Source organism: Burkholderia sp. BCC1977 (genome assembly GCF_905339595.1).
GTDB lineage: Bacteria > Pseudomonadota > Gammaproteobacteria > Burkholderiales > Burkholderiaceae > Burkholderia.
In genome coordinates, this window is record NZ_CAJPGQ010000002.1 from 52,861 (window position 1) to 75,839 (window position 22,979).

Below are 22,979 nucleotides of genomic sequence, written 5' to 3' on the forward strand. Positions count from 1 at the left end.
ATCGTCGACAGCGCAACGGGCGCGAGATCGCGCGGCGCAACGGGCACGTGTTCGATCATGACTTCCGGCGCGGAGGCGCCCGCCGTGATACCGACCGTCGCGGCGTCGCGCACCCATTCCGCCCGCAACGCCGTGCGAGGCAGCCGCGCAGCGAGCCCGCGGGCGGTGCAATCGACGTGTCGTTGTCGTTGAGCACCACGATGAGAGGGAGGCGGGCGGCCGTGCCCGCGTTGTTCAGCGCTTCGAATGCCATGCCCGCGCTCAGTGCGCCGTCGCCGGTCACCGCGACGCCGTGGCGTTGCTCGCGCCGTAGACGTGCCGCGTGCGCCATCCCGAGCGCGGCGGAGATCGATGTGCTCGAACGCGCGGTGCCGAACGCGTCGTACTCGGATTCGTCCCGGCACCGAAGGCCCGAGATGCTGCCGAACGGGTGCAGCCGGCCCATCTGCTCGCGGCGCCCCGTCAGGATCGTGTGTGGATACGATGGATGGCCGACGTCTCACACGATGCGATCGTGCGGCGTGTCGAACACGTAGTGCAGCGCGATTGCCAGTTCCACACTGCCGAGATTGGGCGACAGGCGGCCACCTGTACGGGACACGCTGTCGAGCACGAAGGCACACAGCTCGTCGCGAGCTGCGGCAGCGCGCGGCGGGAGCCGACACAGCTCGCCGGGCAACCGGACCGATCGAAGGATGGATCGCACGATATCTGCTCCGATGCTGGACGGCATCCGGAGCCCGTTCCGGCTCCGGACGGACCGGATCGTTTCGAAAACCAAAACAGCGCCGATCAGGCCGATCGATTCGTAAATTATTCGGTTTTCCGGGGTGCGTGGCGCTTTTAAAAATTTGATATTTAAATCTCGCCGCTCCTTGAAAAAATCAATCCTGTTTCTTATAAAAGTTCTTCGGGTGGTTCGATCTGGAACATCGTAGTACTTCGATTCGAAAAATGAGAATTGCGATGGTTGCAATGGGTGAGGGCGCTGCACCCGCCAGGCGGGTGTGTCGCCGCTCCCTTCTTGAAAATGGCTGACAGGCCGGCCACGCGGTGCTTTGGGGATCTCAAAGCGCCTCGCTGAAGCGAATTTCAACGTAAAAAAATCGGGGTTAGAAATGAGTTATTCACCTTAAGCGCGATCGCGAGATTCTGAATGAAGTGAAGTTCCATTTGTCGCCACGTTCGTGTCGGCGACAGGGGAGATGTTGTGCCCGCCGTCCTGCAGTTGCCCGAACCGGGCGTCGGGCGATGCACATCGTTATCGATGGTCAAGGGGCAGTACCTGTGTGGAGAGGCGGCATGAATCAGCTCAGCGGACAGGCGGTAGCCGATATCGGTGCCCGGCCCGGCAGCCGGCAATTGCCGATTCGGCAGTTGCGGGGGGAATCGATCAATGATTATCAACGCAAGATCGAAACGACCTACGAAGGCAATCCGGACGACTGGCGCAAGGCGATCGGTGAATATCTGCTGTTCCAGTTCGGCGTGTACGACGATCCGCGCTCGACACCGCCGATTTCGCTCGACGAGTCCGGCATCCGCTACTTCGAGCGGCAGTTGGGGCTCGCGGGTTTCGACGAGCCGGATCATCCACCGGTCGAGCGCATTCTCGATGTCGGCTGCGGCTGGGGCTACATCCTCAAATATCTCGCGGGCCGTTTCGCGGATTGCGTGCGGCTCGACGGCATCAATGTGAGCCGCGAGCAACTCGAATACTGCGCACGCTTCCATGCGAAGCAGGGCCTCGCGCACCGGATCAACCTGTACCAATGCAACGCACAGGACGTCGAACTGTTGCCCGATCATGCGACGCCATACGATCTCGTCATCATTCGCGGCGTGATCTCGCACTTTCCGAACCCGTTGTACGAACGGGCGATGCAGGCGCTGTACGCGCGGGTGCGGCCGGGCGGGTCGGTCGTGATTTCGGACAACCTGTACAACGTCGACCTGGACGAATACCGATCCGATACGCCCGACGAGATTGATCGGATCGCGTGCAAGCATCGCAAGACGCCCGAGTATTTTGCGAAGGTACTGACCGACGCCGGCTTCGCGATGCACGACATGCGCGTGCTGCCGTCGAACATCGACGTCGCACGCTGGTTGATGGATTCGAAGGCGAACATCGAGAAGCATTTCCCGCACGGTGCGACGGGCACGCTCGAGGAACTGCGCGTGCTGGCGGAAAACTGGTCGGTGGCACTGATCAAGAACAAGGTGTCGACCTACAGCGTGATCGTCAGGAAGCCCGCGCGATGAGCCGATCCGACGCGAGGGCGGATGCGCCGGAAACGGCGCCGGTCGTGTGTTTTCCCGCGGCTGGCATCAAGCGCAGCGCGACCGGCCTCGGCCAGGTCGCGTTGCCCTATCCGAACGGGTGGTTTGCCGCGTGCTTCAGCCGCGAGCTGAAGCATGGCGCCGTGCTCGGCGTGCCGTTCATGGGGCAGGAGATCGTGATCTACCGGACCGATGCCGGCCATGTGCGCGCGATCGATCCGTACTGCCCGCATCTCGGCGCGCATCTCGGTTACGGGGGCAAGGTGGACGGCGAGACGCTCGTCTGTCCGTTTCACGGGCTGGGATTCGACCGCGACGGCGTTTGCGTGAGAACGGGCGACGGCCGCAAGCCGCCGGCCGCGGCGTTGACACAGCGGTTCGTACGCGAGGTCGACGGGGTGGTGTTCGTGTGGCGGAACGGCGACGACAGCCCGCCGTCGTGGGACGTGCCGTCGCTCGATTGCGAAGGCTACTCGCAACCGCGCCACGAGACGTTCCATTTGCAGGGCCTGTGTCAGGACATGACGGAAAACAGTGCCGATCCGCTGCACTTCTCCTATCTGCACGGCTTGCAGGACGTGTCGACGTGCCATCAGGAAGACGGCCCGCGGATGATCTACACGATGCGCGCGAAAGTGTTCGGGCAGTCGGTGAACATGCGGATGGTGTGCCACGGGATCGGCTATGCGGTCGGCGAGGCGTCGTTCGAGCGGCTCGGCCTCGTCGCGCGTACGCAGGCGCTCGGCACGCAGGTCGAACCGCTCGCGTGGACCTTCCGGATGATCGACACGATTCGCGTCGAACGCGTCGCGCGGCTGCCGCGCGTGCTGCGCCGGGCCGTCTACGCGCTGCTGCTGCTGTACGTGCATCGCTGGTTCGTGAAAACCGTGCGCGACGATTTCGCGGTGTGGAGCAACCGGTGTTTTCTGGCGCGCCCGAAGCTGGTGAGCGGCGAAGCCAACATGGCGGTGTATCGCCGCTGGACCGCGCAGTTCTATCCGAACGATTCGAACAGGAACCGCCATGACGATCATGTTGCCGCCGCTTCCGCAGCCTTTTCCGTTCGCGATCCATCCGAGCTTTGACCGCGACCGTCTCGATGGAAACCGCTTCGAGCGCGCCACCCGCGACTATGCGGACCGGTTCGAACTCTACCCGGACGAAACCCAGCGCGAACGCCTCGCCAACATCCATTGCGGATGGCTCGGGTCGATGATGTATCCGGTCGGCAGCGACGCATTGCTGCAGGTCGGCGTCGACTTCTGCATGTGGGCATTCGCGTACGACGACGAGTATTGTGACGAAGGACCGATCTCCCGCGATCCGGTGCGGTTCATCCAGGCGTCGGCGGAAATCTGGCGGCAGTTCGAGTCGCCGGAGTATGCGATGTCCGACGATCGTTATGCGCTTGCGGCGCGCGATCTCCGGATCCGTCTCGAACGGCATGCGAAACCCGAACAGACGGCGCGGTTCGTCGAATCGATGCGCGTCTACATGATGGCGGAGATGTGGAAGGCGATCCGGCCGGTGCCGACGCTGAACGATTACCTGTCGATTCGCGCGACGGGCGGCGGTGCGTGGTCGTTTCCGACGCTCGGGCATGTGATCGCGGACGTCGAGTTGTCGCAGCGCGAATACGAGGCACGGCGTGTGCGCGCGCTGTTCGAGATGCTCGATCACCTGATGGCGTGGGAGACCGAGCCGCACGCTTACCTGAAGGAGATGACGCGCGGCTCGAACTACAAGGAGCACAACCTGATCCGCGTGCTGATGCGCGAGCGCGGCTACGCTTTCGAGGACGCGATCGAGGAATATCTGCGGATGCGCCTCGCGGTGCTCGGGTTGTTCGTGCGCTTGCGCGCCGAAGTCGAGCGGGACGCGTCCGACGGGGTGAAGGCGTATATCGAGTCATTGATTCGCTACTACGTCGGTGCGACGACCTGGTCGCAGCATACGCGGCGCTATAAGTCGATGAGCGGCAACGCCGACGAGCACGCGTTCGAGGGCGGCCAGCTCGACTACGGGCGTTCGGAGGCGAGTTTCGCGGATTGCACCGACATGATCGACGTACCATCGGTGAGGTGGTGGTGGGCGTACGACCCGGCGCGAAGCCGCGGGCGCTAGCGGCGGGAAGCTGCGTCGGGAACAGGGTGTCCATACAATGCGTGATCGCACGCAAGCCGATCGAGGAGTCGAAGGCATGAATGCGCTCGTGAATCTGCCGCCGCTTTACTGTCCGTTCAAGTACCGGACGCATCCGAACGTCGCGCAGTTCGACAAGGCGACCGCGACGTGGCTCGACGGCTGGGAACTCTACTGGGACGATGATCAGCGGGCCCGGATGATTCGCGACGGCTGGGGGCTGCTCGCGGCGCTCGCGTATCCGACCGGGACCGACGAGCTCATCCAGATCGCATCCGACTGGATGGCCTGGGCGTTCGCGTGGGACGACGAGTGGTGCGATGAAAGTCCGGTCACCAGGCATCCGGACCAGATGATCGCGCACACATTGCGTTGTCTGCGCGCGCTCGAGTCGCCCGAGTTCCCCGTCGACGACGACGAACGTTATGCGCTGTCGATGCAGGAACTGCGCCGGCGCCTGGATGCGTGTGCGCCGCCGGAGCAGGTCGGCCGCGTCGTGGAAGCGCAGCGCTACTATTTCACGACCGAAATCGTGAAGGCAACCTACATTTCGCCTTCGCTGAGCGATGCCGCGGTGATGCGCCTGGGCGGTGGCGGCGGATACATCTTTCCCGTGTTGCGGCACGTCGTGGCCGGCGTGCCGCTGAGCCAGAATCAATATCTCGACCGGCGGATCGTCGCGATGACGGAGATGGCGGCGACGCTCGTGATCTGGGCCAACGAGCTCTATTCCTATGCGAAGGAGACGCTGCGCAGCAGCATCGACGTCCGTGGCCACAATCTCGTCGACGCGATACGCCGCGAATTCGGTCTGGACGTACCCGACGCATTGCACTGGCTCGCACGGATGCACGACCGGATCATGGCGCTGTTCGCGAGGTTGCGCGAACAACTGCTCGAAACCTCGCCGCCGGAAGTCGAGCGCTACATCGATACGCTGATTGATTACGTGACGGGCATCTTGCAGTGGCATCAGATCGACGAGCGCTACCGCTGCCTGAGCCCGCGGGATGCGTCGCCCTGCTTTTCCGGCGGCGGTTTGTCGAATGCGCCGTCGGACGACAGCATCGAGCCGGTCCCGATCGCGTCGATCCAGTGGTGGTGGTGCTACGACCCGCTTCGGGACAAGGCGCGCACGCCGTTCGATCCGCGCGATCGCGCCGCGGCCGCTCGCGACGCGGGACGGCGGTTCAACGCGCAGCAGGAGCCTTATATCGTGCGGCCGCGCCCGGGCGTGTGAGCGGCCGGCCGGACGGACAGATCACACGCAGCGAGGGGATATCGCATGCTGGCGGACCGCGGAGCGGACGGCTTCGTCACCGATTTCCGGCACCGCGAGCACGGGCCGGCCGACGGTCTGCGCGCGGTCGCCGAAGGGCGGCAGCCGTTGCCTTACCCGGACGGCTGGTTCGCGGTGGGCTTCAGCCGGGAGCTGAAGCCCGGCGATGTGCGCGTCGTGCGGTTCATGGGCGGCGATCTGGTCGTCTACCGGACACACGCCGGGGTCGCGCATGCGGTCACGCCGTATCGCCCGCATCCGGGCGCCCGTTTCGCCCACGGCGGCAAGGTCGACGGCGAGCGGCTCGTCGGCCCGTTCCACAGGCTGTCGCTCGCGCCCGAAGGTGTGTGCGTCGGGACGGGAACGGGGCAGGCATCGCCCCGTCCGACGCTCGAGACATGGCGCGTGCAGGAGCGCAGCGCCATGGTGCTGGTCTGGCGGGATCATGCGGGCCGGGCGCCCGCGTGGGAGATGCCCGAAACGGATCTGTCCGGCTTTTCTCCGCCGAAATCGAGTTGCTACGAGTTGGCCGGCTATGCGCACGACATCGGGGAAAACAGCGCCGATGCATCGCATTTCGCGTGGCTGCACGGGTTCACCGATGTATCGATGTCGTATGAAACGGAGCGCTACCGGATGGCGTTCAACCTGTCCGGATGCTGGCACGGCGTCAGGATCGAGATGCGGTTGACGACGCACGGCCTCGGCCACGTGCTCGGCGAGAGCAACGTGCCGAGCCTGGGTATCCGGACGAAGACACTCGCGTTCGCGACGCCGACCGCGCCGCTCGCATGGACGTTCCGATGGGCGGATGTCATGCGCGTCGGGCGGCTGGACAGGTTGCCGAGGCCGTTGCGCATGGTGCTCTACACCGTGCTGATATCGCTCGCGCATCGCTGGTTCGTCACGGTTGTCCGCGACGATTTTCCCGTCTGGGCGCACCGGCGCTATGTGGCGCACCCGAGGCTGATGTCCGGGGAGGCGTCTGTCGCGGCTTTCAGGCGATGGATGATGCAGTTCTATCCGGCAAGCGAATGACAAGGCGGCGGAATCGTGTGCGACGGCGCCGGGATTGACGATCCGGAGGGCATCCGGGCGACGCAGGCGCCAGTGCCGCGACGCGCAGCCGGACGGCCTGCCGCCGCGAACCGAGTGATGGCTGCTCCTCACCGGCTTGACGCCGCGTGCCTTGCCGGGCCAACATGATCGGCATTGGATGCGGTCGCAGACGGGCGGCCGCTTTCACGCTCGCGACGGAAACATGATCGACATCCTGGCCGACGAGGCCCGCATCGAGACGCCGCAAGGGCGTCTGTTCGTGAAACGCTGGCGGGGGAGTGCCATGCAGGCCGCACCCATGCAGGCCGCGCCGATCGTGCTGCTGCACGATTCGCTCGGCTGCGTCGAACTATGGCGCGACTTCCCCGCGCAACTCGCGCGCGCCACGCAACGCGACGTGATCGCATACGACCGGCTGGGCTTCGGCCGGTCCGATCGCCATCCGGGGCAACTCGGCACGACGTTCGTGCGCGACGAGGCCGATCATGGCTTCCATGCGCTGCTCGAGCGGTTCGGCATCGATGCGTTCGTGGCGTTCGGGCACAGCGTCGGCGGCGGCATGGCGGTCGGATGCGCGGCCGCGTATCCCGCACGGTGCCGCGCGCTGGTGACGGTCTCCGCGCAGGCGTTCGCCGAGGATCGCACGCTCGACGGCATTCGCGCCGCGGGGCGGCAGTTCGACGCGCCCGGCCAGCTCGACCGGCTCGTGCGCTATCACGGCGACAAGGCCGAATGGGTGCTGCGTGCGTGGGTCGGCACGTGGCTGTCGCCGGCGTTTCGCGACTGGAGTCTCGACGACGAACTGCCGCGCGTGCGCTGCGCGACGCTCGCGATTCACGGCGAGCAGGACGAATACGGGTCGGACGTGCATCCGAAGCGGATCGCCGCGCGCGTCGCGGGGCCGTCGTCGTTCCTGCTGCTCGACGGATGCGGACACATGCCGCATCGCGAGCGGACCGACGACGTACTCTCGGCCGTGGCGACGTTCCTGCGCGACGCGCGCGCCTGAACGTCCGGGCGGCGGCGCGCGATGCGACCGGCGGGCCGAACCCGCCGGCGCTCAGAACGACAGCTGGATCGCGAGGTCGATCGCGAGAATCGCAATCGAGCAGCCGATGCCGAGGACCACGTTCGGCAGCCGGTGTTCGAAGTCGCGATTGTCGCGGCGCATCGCGGCACCGAGCAGGAAGATCGCCTCGACGACGATCTGCAGCCCGACGAACAGCAGCATCAGCAGATACTCGTAACCCATCTGCTTGAACGCGGCGAATTGCATCCCGTGATCGCGGATCCACTGGCCGACGCGCAGCAGTTCGTAGACGAACAACAAGGCGGGAAACAGGTAGCTGATGAAATACGTCGGCGCGGTGGCGTGCCGTAGTTCGAGGTGGAAGTGCTGATGCGTGGTAGCCATCACGAAGCCCTCCTTGCAACGCATGATTGCGGTCGCGACGGCGGCGCGACGACGTGCGGACTAGGGGATTGCCCGAGGCATCGTGCGGGGCCGTACGACACCAGCATACTGCTGCGCGGAAGATTTGGCATCCCGTCCGTGCATGCGTTGTAAAAATCCCCGCGCACCGCGCGATGCGTTCAGTGGTGTTCGCTCGCGGCGCGCGACGCGTCGGCCGGTTGCGCGTCGCCCGCGTTGCCGGGCAGCAGCCATTCCGGATGGTGTTCCAGATCGCCGGCCAGCGCGCGCAGCGCGCTCGACGTGCGCGTGAATTGCGTCAACGCGCCGTGCACGTTCGATGCGGACGCACCTTCCTGCCCGAGCGTCGCCTGCGCGGCCGCGAACGCCCGTCGCGCGGCAACCAGCGCATCGCGCGCATGCGGCGCGAGTTCGGTATCGAGCTGTGCGAACAGCGCGGCGGTGCGTGCGAGCGCGGCGTTCACGCGCATGCCCGTGCGATCGAGCGGCAATCGGGAAAGTGCGCCGGCGATCTCGGCAATCTGCACCCGCAGCACGTCGAGCGTACCGGGCACGGTCGGCAGCGCGATCGGCAACCGATTCGTGTCGACCGATGCGGGCGGTGCGTTCGGGAACAGGTCGAGCGCGACGTACGAGCGGTTCGCGATCACGTTGCCGACACGCAGCTGGCCGCGCAGGCCGCGCGCGACGAGCGTGCGCAGCAGCGTCTTGCCGGCTTCGGAGTCGCCATTGCCGAGCACGTCGCGATAGCGCTGCCCGAGGCGATCGGGATAGAGAGCCATCGTCACGCGCATCGTGACGTTGCCGCGTTGCGGGTCGTATTCGGTGCCGACGGCGGTCACGCGACCGAGCTCGATGCCGCGAAAGTCCACCGGCGCGCCGACGTCGAGGCCGCGCAGCGAGCGGTCGAAACGCATCACGACCGGCGCGGCCGGTGCGTTCGGCGTGCGCATGGCGTCGATTTCATCGTCGGCCACGCGAAAGTGCGCGCCGTCCGGTGCGGCGACGATCGCCGTGCGCCCGGGCGGCGCCGCGAACGCGAGCCCGCCGGCGAGCAGCGCGGCGAGCGACGGCGTGCCGAGCTTCATGCCGCCCGCGTCGAGCCGCAGGCCGACGCCGCCGGCCTGCCACCAGCGTGCGTCGGCGTCGACGTAGCGATCGAACGGCGCGGCGACGAACACCGCGATCGACACACCGTGCCCGTCCGGGTCGAGCGCATAGCCGGTCACCTGGCCGACCCGTGCGCGCCGGTGATAGACCGGCGAGCCGATCCCGACCGTGCCGAGCGATGCCGCGCGCAGCATGTAGCGGCGGCCGCGGCCGTCGTCGTCGACCGGTGGCGCATCGAGTCCCGCGAACGTCGTGCGCGGTGCGCCGGCACCGTCGCCGAGTGCGGCCGCGATATACGCGCCGGACAGGACGGTATCCAGCCCGGAGATTGCGTCGGAACCGATGCGGGGCCGCACGATCCAGAAGCGAGTGCCGGCGCTCGCAAGCGCATGCGCGTCGGCGTTCAGCCGTACGTCGACGCGCACGCCGGCCTGCCCGCGCAATGCAAGAATGCGCGTGACGCGGCCGACTTCGACGTTGCGCAGCCGCAGCGTCGACCGGCCGGCGTCGAGCCCGTCGGCGGTCGAGAAGGCGATCGTGATCGTCGGGCCGCGGGTGTCGAGCAGGGTGACGCCCCACGCGACGAAGCACGCCGCGGCCGCGAGCGGGACGAGCCAGATTGCCACGCGCGGCCAGTGGGCGCAGGCGCGTGCCACACAGGCTCGCGCGTTACTCGAACTGCGCGACGAGTGCATCGGCACCCTTGTCGATGCCGGTTTTCGCCGCGCTCAGCGCGCCGAAACTCGCGCCGATGTTCATCGCGTTCGGATACTGCTTCGTCACGTACGCGTTGATCAGCCGGTTCGTCGCGGCGTCGCGGATTTCCACCGCGTAGATGACGGAGCCCGTGAATGCGCCTTCGCGGCCGCGTATCGCCTGCACGCCGTTGTAGAGGTTGCCCGCGAGGTCGAAATGCGCGAACGCGCCGGCGAAGGCCGTCGTCGTCACCGCGCCCGTCAGCGTCAGCTTCACGCGCAACGTGTCGGGGGCCGGCGCGTTCGTCAGCTCGAAGCGCTTGCCGAGCTTCTTCGCGAACGTATCGCCCATGTACGCGGCGAGCGTCGTCCTGTCCTGATCGCTCAGGCTTCCGAACTGATTGTCCGTGCCGCGATACACGGCGACCGGATCGAGGATCAGCTTCCGGTAGCGATGCCAGTCCGCCGGCAGCGCGTAGCGATACGGGACGCGGCCGGACTTGTCCTGCGGATCGCTGCGCAGGTAAGGGGACGATTCGATGCCCGTATAGCGGGCGGGCTGGACGCCGGCACATCCGGCGAGTGCGACGCAAAGCGCGGCGCGGGTCAGGTGGCGGGAGGCGGTCGATCGGTTCATGCATGACTCCGGGGTCGGGTTCGCGCCGTCGATCGGCGCGAAGGGTGGTGCAGCGGGCTTCTATCAAAAAAACCGACTAGGCGGTTTGTTTTTTTGGGCGAGGTTGCCCCATGAATTCGGGGCGCGACACGGCCTTCCGGCGCCGGTCGTCGGCCGGACAGCCCCGCCACGGGCGGGGCTCGCTTGCCGGTGGTCGGTCCGTGCAGCCATTGCGTTGCCGTCACGGGCGACGCGGGAGCCGATCGTAGCACCGCCGTTTTTGGATGTAAACCGACCAGGCGGTTTGTTTGTGATAGACTCCGCGCACTTTCTGCATGCGGTCGCGCCGGTTCGGCGCCGCCGCATCGCGTCACTTCATACCGGGAAAAGGTCATGGACAACCCGACGCGTTCCGAGCGAACGCGCACTGCCGCGATCCAGGCAGCGCTCGCGATTCTCGAGCGCGACGGCCCGGGCAAGCTCACGTTCGATGCGATCTCGCGCGAAAGCGGCATCAGCAAGGGCGGGCTGATGCATCAGTTCCGCACGAAAGGCGACGTGCTGAACGCGCTGATGGAACATCAGCAGGACTACTACGAACGATTCCAGCGCGACTATCTGGCCGCGCGCGATCCGGGCGAAGCGCAGCCGACGCTGTCCGCGCAGATCGCGACGATGCGCGAGGTGATCGACCAGCAGCCGTCGGCGGCGCTCGCGATCATGGCGGCGCTCGTCGAGGATCCCGAGCCGTTGCGGAAGGTCCGGGACACCGATGCGAAGAACGTGCAGCGCATCGCCGCCGAATCCGACGATCCCGATCTGGCGCTGCTGCGCTGGAAGGCGGCGTGGGGTATCGCGCTGTCGGCGATGTTCGGGCTGTGTCCGCTGTCGGCGGACGAGCGCGCGCGCCTGTTCGACCGGCTGCTCGACGAGACGCAATGGCCGGCCGGCGGCGCGCAGACGCCGAAGCGCCGTGCACCGGCGGCCGGATCGTCGAGGAAGCCATGAAGCGCACGCTCGTTGCGTGCGGCGTGGCGGTCGCCCGCTTCGGGCGCACGCTGCTCGCGGTCGTGCTCGGGCGGCTCTGAGCGCCTGACGGGCCGCGATGGCCGGTCAGGCGACCGGCGCTCGACGGCCGGCGCGCTGACGCGCCGCGCGTCAGAAATGCCCGGTGAACCGGTAGCGGCTGCCCGGGTGCCACAGGTTGGCGACCGCCGCGACCAGCCCTTGCGACCACGTGCGCCGATGCAGCAGCAGGCAGGGCTCGCGTTCGTCCATCGTCAGGTGGCGGCGCGTCGGCACGTCGGGCATCGCGGCCTCGATCCGGTATTCGACCCGCTGCAGCGGCGCGACGCGCGTCAGGTACTGGTTCGGCGTCGTGGTCGTGAAGTCCTGCAATGCGTATTCCGGCGCGCAGGTCGGATTGACCCAGCGTTCCTCGAGCTGCACGGGCGTGTCGTTCTCGAAGTGCAGCACGCGCGAATGGAAGATCGGGCTGCCGGTATCGAGCCGCAGCTCGTCGGCGAGCTGCGCGTCGGCGACGGCCGCGCCGACCTCCAGCACCTGTGCACGATACGCATGGCCGCGCGCGGCGACTTCATCCGAGATGCTGCGGATCGCGACCAGCGTCGATTCGTATTTCGGCGACGCGACATACGTGCCGGAGCCGCGCGTACGCGTGAGTACCTGTTCGGCCGTCAGCTCGCGCAGCGCGCGGTTGACCGTCATCCGCGCGACGTTGAATTCGCGCGCGAGCTCGTTCTCCGACGGCACCTGGTCGCCTTCCGCCCACTCGCCCGCATGAATGCGCGCGAGGATGAAGTCCTTGATTTCCTGATAGATCGGTGTGGTCATGGGATCACGGTTTCAGAGTCGGCATCGGCCCGCCGCCGAATGCCGGTCCGGCGCGCGCCCGGCGCCGAGTGTACCGGTTTCGCGGGTGTGCGGGCCCGGATTCCCTGAATGATCCCTGTTCAGCCGGCGCGCGTCCATGCGGGATTGCACAGAGCGGCCGGCCCGCGGCCTGCCCCGTCGCGTCAGAACCGATGCCGGATGCCGACCGTCGCGACCACCTGCGTATGCGTCGACGAAGCGGCGAGCCCCGTGACGTTCGCGAACCCGAGCGGTGCACCGGCCGGCACGCCGAACTGGTGCTGATACACGGTTTCCGCATACACGTCGGTGCGCTTGCTCAGCGCGTAGTCGGCCATCGCCGTCACCTGGTGCCACTTGGGGCGGTGGCTGCCGGTCGCATCGTCGTACCGCCCGTCGGTGAACGTATAGGCGCCGGCCAGCGAGATCGCCGGTGTCAGCGCATAGCGCGCGTTGATCTCGTAGTTGTCGAAACGCAGCGCGTTCAGCGCGCCGGGCAGCGACGCCGCGGCCGTTTCATCGAACCTCGCATGTGTCCAGAGCGCGCCGACCGTCAGACGATCGAACGCATAGCTGCCGCCGGCCCCCATCACGCGCTGACGTAGCGCCGGAAAATTCGGCGCGTCGTTCGACGACAGTGCGCCGCCTGCCGTCAGCCCGCCGCGATCGAGCTGCAGGTAAGCGGCGCCGAGGTTGACCGGCCCGTTCGCATATGACACGCCCGCGCTGTACGCACGGTTGTTCGCGAAGCCGCCGGCCGCGTTGCTGAACCCGTACAGGCCGCCGAATTGCCAGCCGGCGAGCGTCGGGCTCGTGTACTTGACCGCGTTGTCGATATAGAACGAATCGTCGATGTTGTCGTTGTCGAACGGATGCGCGGCGAGGTTGTTGCCGTCGCCGTTGTTCGCCATCGCGAGCGGGCCGAGAAAATCGACGACCGCGTCATACTGCCGGCCGAGCGTCAGTGCGCCGTATCGGTCGCTCTGCAGGCCGACATAGGCGCGCCGGCCGAACATCGTGTTTCGATACGACTGCGTGCCGTTGTTCAGGTTGAAGCCGCTTTCGAGGCGGTACAGCGCATGCAGGCCGCCACCGAGATCTTCGTTGCCGCTCAGGCCGAATACGGTGTTCGACAGCAGGCCGCTGCCTTGCTGCCATACGCTTTTGCCGGACTGGTTGTTGGTATAGGCGATACCCGCATCGAGCAGGCCGTAGAGCGTGACGCTGCTTTGCGCATGCGCGGCGACGCTGAAGAGGGCGAGGGAAAGGGTACCGGCGACTGTCTTTTTCATCAGGTGTGCTTCCAGGAAAGGCCCGTCACGACGGGAACGACGATTCGCCGCGCGCGCCGACGGCGAACGAGGGCGGTTCGTGTGGAACCGCACCGGTTCGCGCCGGACGTGCGTGTGCGAATCGATGAAAGGGATGGCGCGTGACGCGTGTCACGCGTGGCCGCGGCGGCCGCCGGCTAGTGCTGCAGCAGGCGGATCGTGCCGAACTCGGCGGCCGGCAGGATCCGAAGGATCGACAGGATGGCCGGCGATGCCTGCGACCGCGCGACCTCGAGCTCGATGCACGCGCACCCGGTGCGCGTGTCGATCGCGGCGGTATAGAAGTTGAGCGCGGTGCCGACGGCCTCGTGCAGCAGACGTCGCACGACGGCGAGATCGTCCGATTCGACGCGGATCGACAGCAGCACGCGTTCGTCCGTGTGGCACCTGCGCCGCGAACGAACGGATGACGGGGCGCGTGACGCAGCGGATTCGGTTCTGGTCGGTTTCATGCATTCATCTCCCGCTCGCATCACGCCCCGCACCGCGGAGCGCTCGTCTTGGACATGGCGCCCATTCTAGGAATCGTGACGGCGATACGGTGTATAGACTCGCGCCGCTTCTGAAAAGAACACATCAAAACCCGCACGACGGCGCCCGTCTTTACGGCTTTTTTATTCCCGGTAAAGAAATTGAACACCGCTTTGATATGCGGATTTCTACACTGTCGCATCCCGTTCGCCGGATGAGCACGGGGGCCTTCCGGGTCTGCGCCGACACGACACGAAACGACACGACACGACGCGGCCCGGTGCGCCGACGATCGCGCGAACGCTTCGCGCACAAGACAAAGGGGAAAACCATGGTGTGGATCACCGGCGCGTTATCGATCGCGCTCTTTATCTATCTGTTTCATGCGTTGATCAAGCCCGAGCGGTATTGAGCGGCGCGATTCAACAGGAATTCGACAATATCGGTGAATGTCATGAGTGATCTGCTTTTCGTCCTGTTCACGCTCGCGTTTTTCGCATTGACGGCCGGTTTCATCAACGGTCTCGTCCGGATCTGAGCGAGCGTCGACATGTTCAACAATCTCATTCAATTCGCGATCGTTCTCGCGATCATGCTGGCGCTGGTGCCCGTCGTCGGGACATGGCTCGCGCACGCGTTCACGAGCCCGCGCCACACGTGGGTCGAACGTCGCACCTACGCGCTGCTCGGCGTGAATCCCGACGAAGCGATGTCGTGGCAACGCTACGGGATGGTGCTGCTGCTCGGCAATGCCGGGATGATACTGCTCGGCTATCTGCTGCTGCGCATCCAGGACGCGCTGCCGTTCGATGCGCTGCGGCGCGCCGCGCAAACCCCCGATCTCGCGTTCAACACGGCCGCGTCGTTCATCACGAACACGAACTGGCAGGCGTATGCGGGCGAGAGCAGCCTGTCGAACTTCTCGCAGATGGCCGTCATCACGTTCCTGATGGTCGCCAGCGCGGCCACCGGCGTCGCGGCCGCGGGCGGTTTCATCCGCGGGCTGAGTCGCAGGAGCGCGGCCGACATCGGCAACTACTGGGTTGACTTCACGCGCGTGACCTATCGCGTGCTGCTGCCGCTCAGCTTCGCGATGGCGCTCGTGTACGTGTGGCAGGGCATGCCGCAGACGCTCGCCGCCGACGCATGGGCGACCACGCTCGAGGGCGCGCGCCAGCAGATCGTGACGGGCCCCGTCGCGAGCCTCGAGTCGATCAAGCACATCGGCACGAACGGTGGCGGCTTCTTCAGCATGAACGCCGCGCATCCGTTCGAGAATCCGACGCCGCTCACCAACACGCTGCACATGCTGTCGATGCTGCTGATTCCGTCCGCGCTGACCTATACGCTCGGCACGATGATCGGCCGGCGCCGCCAGGGCTGGGTGATCCTCGCCGCGTTCGTCGTGATGTTCGTCGGCTTCCTGGCGGTGATCTATCCGGCCGAGCAGCACGGCAACCCGCTGCTGACCGGGCTCGGCGTCGACCAGCAGATGAGCGCCACGCAGCCGGGCGGCAACATGGAAGGCAAGGAACTGCGCTTCGGCATCGCGCAGACGAGCCTGTTCGCCACGGTCACGACGGCCGCGACCACCGGCTCGGTCGACGCGATGCACGATTCGCTGACGCCGCTCGGCGGGCTCGTGCCGATCGCGCAGATGATGCTGAACAACGTGTTCGGCGGCGACGGCGTCGGGCTGATCAACCTCTTCACGTTCGCAATCCTCACGGTTTTCCTCGTCGGAATGATGATCGGCCGCACGCCGGAGTTTCTCGGCAAGAAGATCGAGGCGCGCGAGATGAAGCTCGTGATGCTCGCGGTGCTCGCGCACCCGTTCAGCATCCTCGGCTTCACCGCGCTGGCGTCGATGCAGCATGCGACGCTGGACAGCCTCGCGAACCTCGGTCCGCACGGCTTCAGCGAAGTGCTGTACGCGTACACGTCGGGCACCGCCAACAACGGCTCCGCGTTCGCGGGCCTGAACGCGAACACGCCGTTCTTCAACACGACGATCGGCTTCGCGATGCTGATCGGCCGCTACCTGACGCTGCTGCCGATGCTCGCGGTCGCGGGCAGCCTCGCCGCGAAGAAGAGCGTGCCGGAAAGCGCTGGCACGCTGTCGACGTCGACGGGCCTGTTCGCCGGCCTGCTGATCTTCGTGATCCTGATAGTCGGCGGTCTCACGTTCCTGCCGGCGCTCGCGCTCGGTCCGGTCGTCGAACACCTGCTGATGTCGGGCGGCCAACTGTTCTGAGGGAAACATCATGATTCAAGGCAATCGCCAGGCCGCGGCCGTCGCCGCGCCGGCTTCCGCTTCGTCGTTCGGCGCGCTGACGCGCGGCCTCGTGCGGCCCGTCATCGTATCGTCGGTCCTGTTCATGCTCGTCACCGGCCTTGCGTATCCGCTGCTCACCACGGGCGTCGCGAACGTGCTGTTTCCGGTGCAGGCGCGCGGCAGCCTCGTCCAGCGCAACGGCGCGACGATCGGCTCGGCGGTGATCGGCCAGCACTTCACGCGCGCCGGCTACTTCCATTCGCGGCCGAGCGCGACGACCGGCACCGATCCGGCCGATCCCTCGAAGACGGTCGACCAGCCGTACAACGCGGCCGGCAGCGGCGCCAGCAACCAGGGCGCGACCAGCAGGAAGCTGCTCGCCGATATCGCGCGACGCGTGCGCGCGTACCGGCAGGAGAACGGGCTCGCCGACGGCGCGCCGGTGCCGGCGGACGCCGTGACCGCGTCCGCGTCCGGGCTCGATCCCGAGATCTCGGTCGCGAACGCGCGGCTGCAGGCGGCGCGGGTCGCGCATGCGCGCGGCGTCGATGCCGCGCGGGTCACGGCGCTGGTCGACCGCATTGCCGCGCCGCGCCAGCTCGGCGTGCTCGGCGAACCGCGCGTGCGCGTGCTCGACCTGAATCTCGCGCTCGACCGTGCGTTCGGCCAGGCGGCCGGCGCGCGGTAACGGCAGGAACTACGGAGTCACTCATGTCCCATATCGAAACCCCGATCAACCCGGCGGTCATGCCGGCCGGCGCCGTGCCGCCGATGCGCCGGACGGCCGTGCTGCGCGAGGCGTTGCGCAAGCTCGCGCCGCGGGTGCAACTGAAGAACCCCGTGATGTTCGTCGTCTATCTCGGCAGCATCGTCACGACCGTGCTGTGGCTGCAGGCGCTGACCGGCACGGGCGACGCGCCGGCCCGCTTCATCTTCGCGGTCGCGTGCTGGCTGTGGTTAACCGTGCTGTTCGCGAACGCGGCCGAGGCGCTGGCCGAAGGGCGCGGCAAGGCGCAGGCCGATGCGCTGCGCGCCGCGCGCAAGCGCGTGTACGCAAAGGTGCTCGACGAGCCGAAGCAGTATGGCAGCACGAGCCACCGCGTGCCGAGCGACGAGCTCGCCGCCGGCAGCATCGTGCTCGTCGAGGCCGGCGACACGATTCCCGCCGACGGCGAAGTGATCGACGGCGTCGCGTCGGTCGACGAATCGGCGATCACCGGCGAATCCGCGCCGGTGATCCGCGAGTCGGGCGGCGACTTCTCGTCGGTGACGGGCGGCACGCGCGTGCTGTCCGACTGGCTCGTCGTGAAGATCACCGCGCAACCGGGCGAAGCGTTTCTCGACCGGATGATCGCGATGGTCGAAGGCGCGAAGCGCGGCAAGACGCCGAACGAGGTCGCGCTCACGATCCTGCTGGTGGCGCTGACGATCATCTTCCTGCTCGTCTGCGCGACGCTGCTGCCGTTCTCGCGGTTCAGCGTGCTGCTGAACGCGTCGGGCGCGGCCGTGAGCCTGACCGTGCTGATCGCATTGCTGGTCTGCCTGATTCCGACGACGATCGGCGCGCTGTTGTCGGCGATCGGCATCGCGGGGATGAGCCGCATGATGCGCGCCAACGTGCTCGCGACGTCGGGCCGTGCGATCGAGGCGGCCGGCGACGTCGACGTGCTGCTGCTCGACAAGACCGGCACGATCACGCTCGGCAACCGCGAGGCCGTGCAGTTCCGGCCCGCGCCGGGGGTGGACGAGCGCACGCTGGCCGAGGCCGCGCAACTGGCGTCGCTCGCCGACGAGACGCCCGAGGGGCGCTCGATCGTCGCGCTCGCGAAGCAGCGCTTCACGCTGGCGGTCGCCGCGATCGACGGCGCCGTCGCGGTGCCGTTCAGCGCGCGCACGCGGATGAGCGGCCTCGATATCGGCGACCGGCAAGTGCGCAAGGGCGCGGCGTCCGCGATCCGCGCGCACGTCGATGCGCTCGGCGGCGCGTTTCCGCAGGCGGTCACGGCGGCCGTCGACGACATCGCGCGGCGCGGCGGCACGCCGCTCGTCGTTGCCGACGGTTTCAGGGTGCTCGGCGCGATCGAGCTGAAGGATATCGTCAAGCACGGGATCGGCGCGCGGTTCGCCGAGCTGCGCAAGGTCGGCGTGAAGACGGTGATGATCACCGGCGACAACCGGCTGACCGCGGCCGCGATCGCGGCGGAAGCGGGCGTCGACGACTACCTCGCGGAAGCGACGCCCGAAGACAAGCTGCGGCTGATCCGCGAGCACCAGGCGAAGGGCCACCTCGTCGCGATGACGGGCGACGGCACCAACGACGCGCCCGCGCTGGCACAGGCGGACGTGGCGGTGGCGATGCACAGCGGCACGCAGGTGGCGAAGGAGGCGGCCAACATGGTCGACCTCGACAGCAACCCGACGAAGCTGATGCAGGTGGTCGAGGTCGGCAAGCAGATGATCATGACGCGCGGCGCGTTGACGACGTTCAGCGTCGCCAACGATCTCGCGAAGTATTTCGCGATCATCCCGGCCGCGTTCGTCGCCACGTATCCGGCGCTCGGCGCGCTGAACGTGATGGGGCTGCACAGCCCGGCGTCGGCGATCCTGTCGGCGGTGATCTTCAATGCGCTGATCATCGTCGCGCTGATTCCGCTCGCGCTGAAGGGCGTGAAGTATCGTGCCGAGCCGGCCGGGCGGCTGCTGTCGCGCAACCTGCTGATCTACGGCGTGGGCGGGATCGTCGCGCCGTTCATCGGCATCAAGCTGATCGACATGCTGCTGACGCCGTTCATCTGACCGAACGCGCCGTCGCGGCCCCGTTCATGCCCATGCGGCGTGCACGGGGCCGTTCGGCGTTTCAATTGCCGGAAGCGATCATGGATGTGAACCTGAACGAAGCGAATCGACGGACAACGGGGCAGCGGGACACCGCCGCCCGCCATGGCGGCACCGGTGCGTGCCGCGACCGCTGGCGCCGCGTGCCGCGCGCGTGCGCGGCGCTGGCCGACCGCATCGCGGGCACGGGGCCCGACGCGCGGCCGGCGCTGGCCGTGCGCAATGCGCGGCCGCACGCATGGGTGTCGCGACATGCGGTGCCGCTGCTGCTGGCCACGCTCGTCTGCGCGCTGGCGACGCTCGCGGCCAGCGCGCTGCTGCGCGTGTTCGATCTGTCGAACGTCGTGATGCTGTTCCTGATGACCGTCGTGCTGATCGCGTTGCGGCTCGGCCGGCTGGCCGGCGCGTGGGCCGCGTTCGTGTGCGTCGGCTGCTTCGACTTCTTCTTCGTCGCGCCGCGGCTGTCGTTCGCGGTATCCGACACGCAATACGTGTTCACGTTCGCGCTGATGCTCGCCGTCGCGCTCGCGATCGGACAGCTCGCGGCGCGCCTGCGCGCGCAGGCGCGTGCCGCGCGCGCGAACGAACGGCGCTCGGCGGCGCTCGCGCGGGTCGCGCACGAGCTGTCGGCCGCGATCGAGACCGAACGGATCGTGGCGATCTGCACCGGCACGATCGCGCCGCTGCTCGGGGTGCGCGTCGCGCTCGTGCTGCCCGACGCGGACGACCGGCTGACCCCGGATCGGCACGCGGGATTCGTCGACCCGCCGGTCGCGTGCTGGGCGTATGAGAATGCGCGCGGCACCGGGTGCGGGATCGCGCCGTTCGAGCGCGCGGCCGCGCAATACCTGCCGCTGCGGGCGCCGATGCGCGTGCGCGGCGTGCTCGTGCTGCTCGGCGATGCGCAGCCGGTGCCGACCGATCCCGACGATCGTCGGCTGATCGATGCGCTGTGCGCGTCGATCGCGATGGCGCTCGAACGCGTGCACTACGTCGGCGTCGCACAGCACACGCTGGTCCGGATCGAGGGCGAGCGGCTGCGCAATGCGCTGCTGGCTGCCGTGTCGCACGATCTGAAGACGCCGCTGACCGCCATCCGCGGGCTCGCCGAGACGCTGGAGCGGCCCGAGCGGCTGGCGGCCGGGCAGCCGGCCGCGCTCGCGCACGGTATCCGCAACCAGGCCGAGGCGCTGCACGGGCTGGTCGTGAATCTGCTCGACCTCGCGCGCATGCAGAGCGAGGGCGTGCGGCTGAATCGCGAGTGGCACATGCTCGACGAGATCGTCGGCAGCGCGCTCGCGCATTCGGCCGGCGTGCTGGCGGGCCGCGACGTCAGCGCCGATTTGCCGGCCGACCTGCCGTTGATCGACGTCGACGCGCTGCTGATCGAGCGCGTGCTGATGAACCTGCTCGACAACGCCGCGAAATACGCGGGTGCGGACGCAGCCGTGTCGGTGCGCGCGCGCGTGTTCGGCGAAACGCTCTACGTGTTCGTCGAGGACGACGGCCCCGGTTTCGTCGCGCGCGATACCGAGCCGCTGTTCGAGCCGTTCGAGCGCGAGCGCAAGGAATCGTCGATCAGCGGCGTCGGGCTCGGGCTCGCGCTGTGCCGCAGCATCGTCAACGCGCACGGCGGCTCGATCCGCGCGGTGCCGCTCGATCCGCACGGCGCGCGGTTCGAGATTCGTCTGCCATTGGGCGCGCCGCCCGCCATCGAACACGAGAGCCGGGCATGATCCGATCGCGCGTACTGATCGTCGAGGACGAAGCGGACATTCGCCGTTTCGTCAGGATGGCGCTGGAACAGGAAGGGCTCGACACCTGCGAGGCCGCGACGGCCCGCGAGGCGCGGATGTACGCGTCGAGCAGCAAGCCCGATCTCGTGATCGTCGATCTCGGCCTGCCGGACGACGACGGCAAGGCGTTCATCCGTGCATTGCGCACGTGGTCGACGGTGCCGGTGATCGTGCTGTCGGCGCGGCAGCAGGAGGTGGAGAAGGTGGCGGCGCTCGACGCGGGCGCGGACGATTACCTTCCCAAGCCGTTCGGCGTGCCCGAACTGCTCGCGCGGGCGCGCGCGCAGCTGCGGCGCGCGGCGTTCGTGTCGGCCGACGGGCAATCGTCGTCGATCGTGCGGTTCGGCGACGTGACCGTCGATCTCGGCCGGCATGAAGTCGTGCGGGGCGGCGAGCCCGTGCATCTGACGCGCCTCGAATTCCGGCTGCTTGCCGCGCTGATCCGCGCGCGCGGCGGCGTGATCGCCGCACGGCAGTTGCTGGCCGAAGTCTGGGGCATTCACGACGCGGATCGCGCGCACTACGTGCGCGTGTACATGACGAACCTGCGGCAGAAGCTCGAGCCGGTGCCGGCCCGCCCGCGCCATTTGCTGACGGAATTGCAGTTCGGCTACCGGCTGGTCGGTCTGGAAACGGTCGCCGCGGCCCGGGAAGTCTAGACAGGTAAACCGGCCGTGCCGCCGGCCGTTTACGCATCGAGAAAGCGGAAATTCAGCACCGCGTAAGCTGTAATTAATTGAAAATGAAGGATATTCACGATCCACGGCAATAATCAACCGACAATTAGAGATAAACACGGATTGCTGGCTGTGACCTGGAAAAGGCAAAGTTGTATGTACAACTTGGGGTGCCGCCTAGCGGAGGGTGCCCGGGTTGGAAGGGTTCGCGGCGGCGACGCCCGACGGGACCCGTGCCCAGATTGCCTACGACAGGAACGCCATGAAGAAACTCGCGCTCAGTATTGCCCTTGCCTGCATCGCGGTCGGTGCCCACGCCAAGGATTGGTCGACGATCCGGTTCGGCGTCGACGCCAGCTATCCGCCGTTCGAATCGAAGGACGCAAGCGGCAAGGTCGTCGGCTTCGACGTCGATCTCGGCAACGAGATCTGCGCGCGGCTGAAGGCGAAGTGCGTGTGGATCGAGAACGACTTCGACGGGATGATCCCGGCGCTGAAGGCGAAGAAGTTCGACGGCGTGCTGTCGTCGATGTCGATGACGCCGGCGCGCGCCGAGCAGATCGCGTTCTCCGACAAGCTGTTCAACACGCCGACGCGCCTCGTCGCGAAGAAGGGCACCGGCGTGCAGCCGACGGCCGAATCGCTGAAGGGCAAGTCGGTCGGCGTCGAGCAGGGCACGATCCAGGAAACCTACGCGAAGACCTACTGGGCGCCGAAGGGCGTGCAGGTCGTGCCTTACCAGAACCAGGACGGCGTGTACCAGGACCTGATGTCCGGCCGCCTCGACGCCGCGCTGCAGGATGCGGTGCAGGCCGACCTCGGTTTCCTGAAGACGCCGCGCGGCGCGAACTTCGAATTCGCCGGCAAGGACATCGACGATCCGAAGACGCTCGGCAACGGCGCCGGCATCGGGCTGCGCAAGGACGACGCCGACCTGAAGGCGAAGATCGACCATGCGATCGCCGACATGATCAAGGACGGCACGTACAGGAAGCTCGAGAAGAAATACTTCGCATTCGACGTCTACGGCGGCTGACCGTCCCTGCGGCGCGCATCGGCGGTGGCGCGCGCCGCGTCGGTTGCCGGGTGCCATCCGCTTCGTGTGA

Annotated in this window: 20 protein-coding genes and 1 pseudogene; 14 read left to right on the plus strand and 7 right to left on the minus strand. The window is 67.3% G+C overall.

The genetic code is table 11. The annotated features are described in order from the left end of the window. Positions 1-70 precede the first annotated feature (70 nt). Positions 71-706, minus strand: a pseudogene (locus U5771_RS02230) (1-deoxy-D-xylulose-5-phosphate synthase N-terminal domain-containing protein); the annotation flags it as partial. Between the two features lie 596 nt (positions 707-1,302). Between U5771_RS02230 and U5771_RS02235 the strand changes: the two are divergent. The 6 genes from U5771_RS02235 to U5771_RS02260 all read left to right on the plus strand — a co-directional run bounded on the left by U5771_RS02235 (position 1,303) and on the right by U5771_RS02260 (position 7,772). After that, positions 1,303-2,265, plus strand: a complete 963-nt coding sequence (locus U5771_RS02235) for an SAM-dependent methyltransferase (RefSeq protein ID WP_322022449.1) — start codon at positions 1,303-1,305, stop codon at positions 2,263-2,265. After that, positions 2,262-3,368 (plus strand): Rieske 2Fe-2S domain-containing protein, encoded by a 1,107-nt coding sequence (locus U5771_RS02240; protein WP_322022450.1) that lies wholly within the window; start codon positions 2,262-2,264, stop codon positions 3,366-3,368. Before U5771_RS02235 ends, U5771_RS02240 begins: the two co-directional genes overlap by 4 nt. Beyond that, the gene (locus U5771_RS02245; RefSeq protein WP_322022451.1) at positions 3,307-4,407 is read left to right on the plus strand and encodes a terpene synthase family protein; all 1,101 of its coding nucleotides are present in this window, start codon (positions 3,307-3,309) and stop codon (positions 4,405-4,407) included. The genes U5771_RS02240 and U5771_RS02245 overlap by 62 nt, the downstream gene beginning before the upstream one ends. 76 nt (positions 4,408-4,483) lie before the next feature. Next, positions 4,484-5,665 (plus strand): terpene synthase family protein, encoded by a 1,182-nt coding sequence (locus U5771_RS02250; protein ID WP_322022452.1) that lies wholly within the window; start codon positions 4,484-4,486, stop codon positions 5,663-5,665. 45 nt (positions 5,666-5,710) lie between these two features. Then, positions 5,711-6,742: a Rieske 2Fe-2S domain-containing protein gene (locus tag U5771_RS02255; protein ID WP_322022453.1), complete on the plus strand. Its 1,032-nt coding sequence runs from the start codon at positions 5,711-5,713 to the stop codon at positions 6,740-6,742. Positions 6,743-6,965: 223 nt separating this feature from the next. Continuing rightward, on the plus strand, positions 6,966-7,772 hold the full coding sequence (locus U5771_RS02260) for an alpha/beta hydrolase (RefSeq protein ID WP_322022454.1): 807 nt from the start codon (positions 6,966-6,968) through the stop codon (positions 7,770-7,772). 51 nt (positions 7,773-7,823) lie between these two features. On the opposite strand, the gene U5771_RS02265 is transcribed toward U5771_RS02260, so the two are convergent. The 3 genes from U5771_RS02265 to U5771_RS02275 form a co-directional block, all read right to left on the minus strand. Further along, the gene (locus U5771_RS02265) at positions 7,824-8,177 is read right to left on the minus strand and encodes a hypothetical protein (protein WP_059466632.1); all 354 of its coding nucleotides are present in this window, start codon (positions 8,175-8,177) and stop codon (positions 7,824-7,826) included. A 179-nt stretch (positions 8,178-8,356) separates the two neighbouring features. Further along, positions 8,357-9,961 (minus strand): intermembrane transport protein PqiB, encoded by a 1,605-nt coding sequence (locus tag U5771_RS02270; RefSeq protein WP_322022455.1) that lies wholly within the window; start codon positions 9,959-9,961, stop codon positions 8,357-8,359. Positions 9,962-9,974: 13 nt separating this feature from the next. Continuing rightward, the gene (locus U5771_RS02275) at positions 9,975-10,637 is read right to left on the minus strand and encodes a DUF3313 domain-containing protein (RefSeq protein ID WP_322022456.1); all 663 of its coding nucleotides are present in this window, start codon (positions 10,635-10,637) and stop codon (positions 9,975-9,977) included. 372 nt (positions 10,638-11,009) lie between these two features. On the opposite strand from U5771_RS02275, the gene U5771_RS02280 reads away from it, so the two are divergent. Beyond that, on the plus strand, positions 11,010-11,624 hold the full coding sequence (locus U5771_RS02280; protein WP_322022457.1) for a TetR family transcriptional regulator: 615 nt from the start codon (positions 11,010-11,012) through the stop codon (positions 11,622-11,624). 150 nt (positions 11,625-11,774) lie between these two features. On the opposite strand, the gene hutC is transcribed toward U5771_RS02280, so the two are convergent. From hutC to U5771_RS02295, 3 genes are all read right to left on the minus strand, one after another. Next, a complete protein-coding gene (hutC, locus tag U5771_RS02285) occupies positions 11,775-12,470 on the minus strand; it encodes a histidine utilization repressor (protein WP_322022458.1) in 696 nt (231 codons plus the stop codon). A 182-nt stretch (positions 12,471-12,652) separates the two neighbouring features. Beyond that, positions 12,653-13,780 (minus strand): porin, encoded by a 1,128-nt coding sequence (locus U5771_RS02290; protein ID WP_322022459.1) that lies wholly within the window; start codon positions 13,778-13,780, stop codon positions 12,653-12,655. A 176-nt stretch (positions 13,781-13,956) separates the two neighbouring features. After that, complete coding sequence (locus tag U5771_RS02295) at positions 13,957-14,187, minus strand: hypothetical protein (protein WP_322022460.1); 231 nt, start codon at positions 14,185-14,187, stop codon at positions 13,957-13,959. Positions 14,188-14,360: 173 nt separating this feature from the next. Between U5771_RS02295 and kdpF the strand changes: the two genes are divergently transcribed. The 7 genes from kdpF (at position 14,361) to U5771_RS02330 (ending at position 22,909) form a co-directional block, all read left to right on the plus strand. Beyond that, a complete protein-coding gene (kdpF, locus tag U5771_RS02300; protein WP_322022461.1) occupies positions 14,361-14,702 on the plus strand; it encodes a K(+)-transporting ATPase subunit F in 342 nt (113 codons plus the stop codon). A gap of 138 nt (positions 14,703-14,840) precedes the next feature. Further along, positions 14,841-16,544: a potassium-transporting ATPase subunit KdpA gene (kdpA, locus tag U5771_RS02305; RefSeq protein WP_322022462.1), complete on the plus strand. Its 1,704-nt coding sequence runs from the start codon at positions 14,841-14,843 to the stop codon at positions 16,542-16,544. Positions 16,545-16,554: 10 nt separating this feature from the next. Beyond that, the gene (gene kdpC, locus U5771_RS02310) at positions 16,555-17,253 is read left to right on the plus strand and encodes a potassium-transporting ATPase subunit KdpC (protein ID WP_322022463.1); all 699 of its coding nucleotides are present in this window, start codon (positions 16,555-16,557) and stop codon (positions 17,251-17,253) included. Positions 17,254-17,276: 23 nt separating this feature from the next. Continuing rightward, positions 17,277-19,361, plus strand: a complete 2,085-nt coding sequence (kdpB, locus tag U5771_RS02315; RefSeq protein ID WP_415859379.1) for a potassium-transporting ATPase subunit KdpB — start codon at positions 17,277-17,279, stop codon at positions 19,359-19,361. 80 nt (positions 19,362-19,441) lie between these two features. Next, entirely contained in the window at positions 19,442-21,136 is a 1,695-nt protein-coding gene (locus U5771_RS02320) for a DUF4118 domain-containing protein (protein ID WP_322022464.1), read from the plus strand. After that, entirely contained in the window at positions 21,133-21,855 is a 723-nt protein-coding gene (locus tag U5771_RS02325) for a response regulator (RefSeq protein WP_322022465.1), read from the plus strand. Before U5771_RS02320 ends, U5771_RS02325 begins: the two co-directional genes overlap by 4 nt. 280 nt (positions 21,856-22,135) lie before the next feature. Further along, positions 22,136-22,909 (plus strand): ABC transporter substrate-binding protein, encoded by a 774-nt coding sequence (locus tag U5771_RS02330; protein ID WP_322022466.1) that lies wholly within the window; start codon positions 22,136-22,138, stop codon positions 22,907-22,909. Positions 22,910-22,979: the final 70 nt, after the last annotated feature.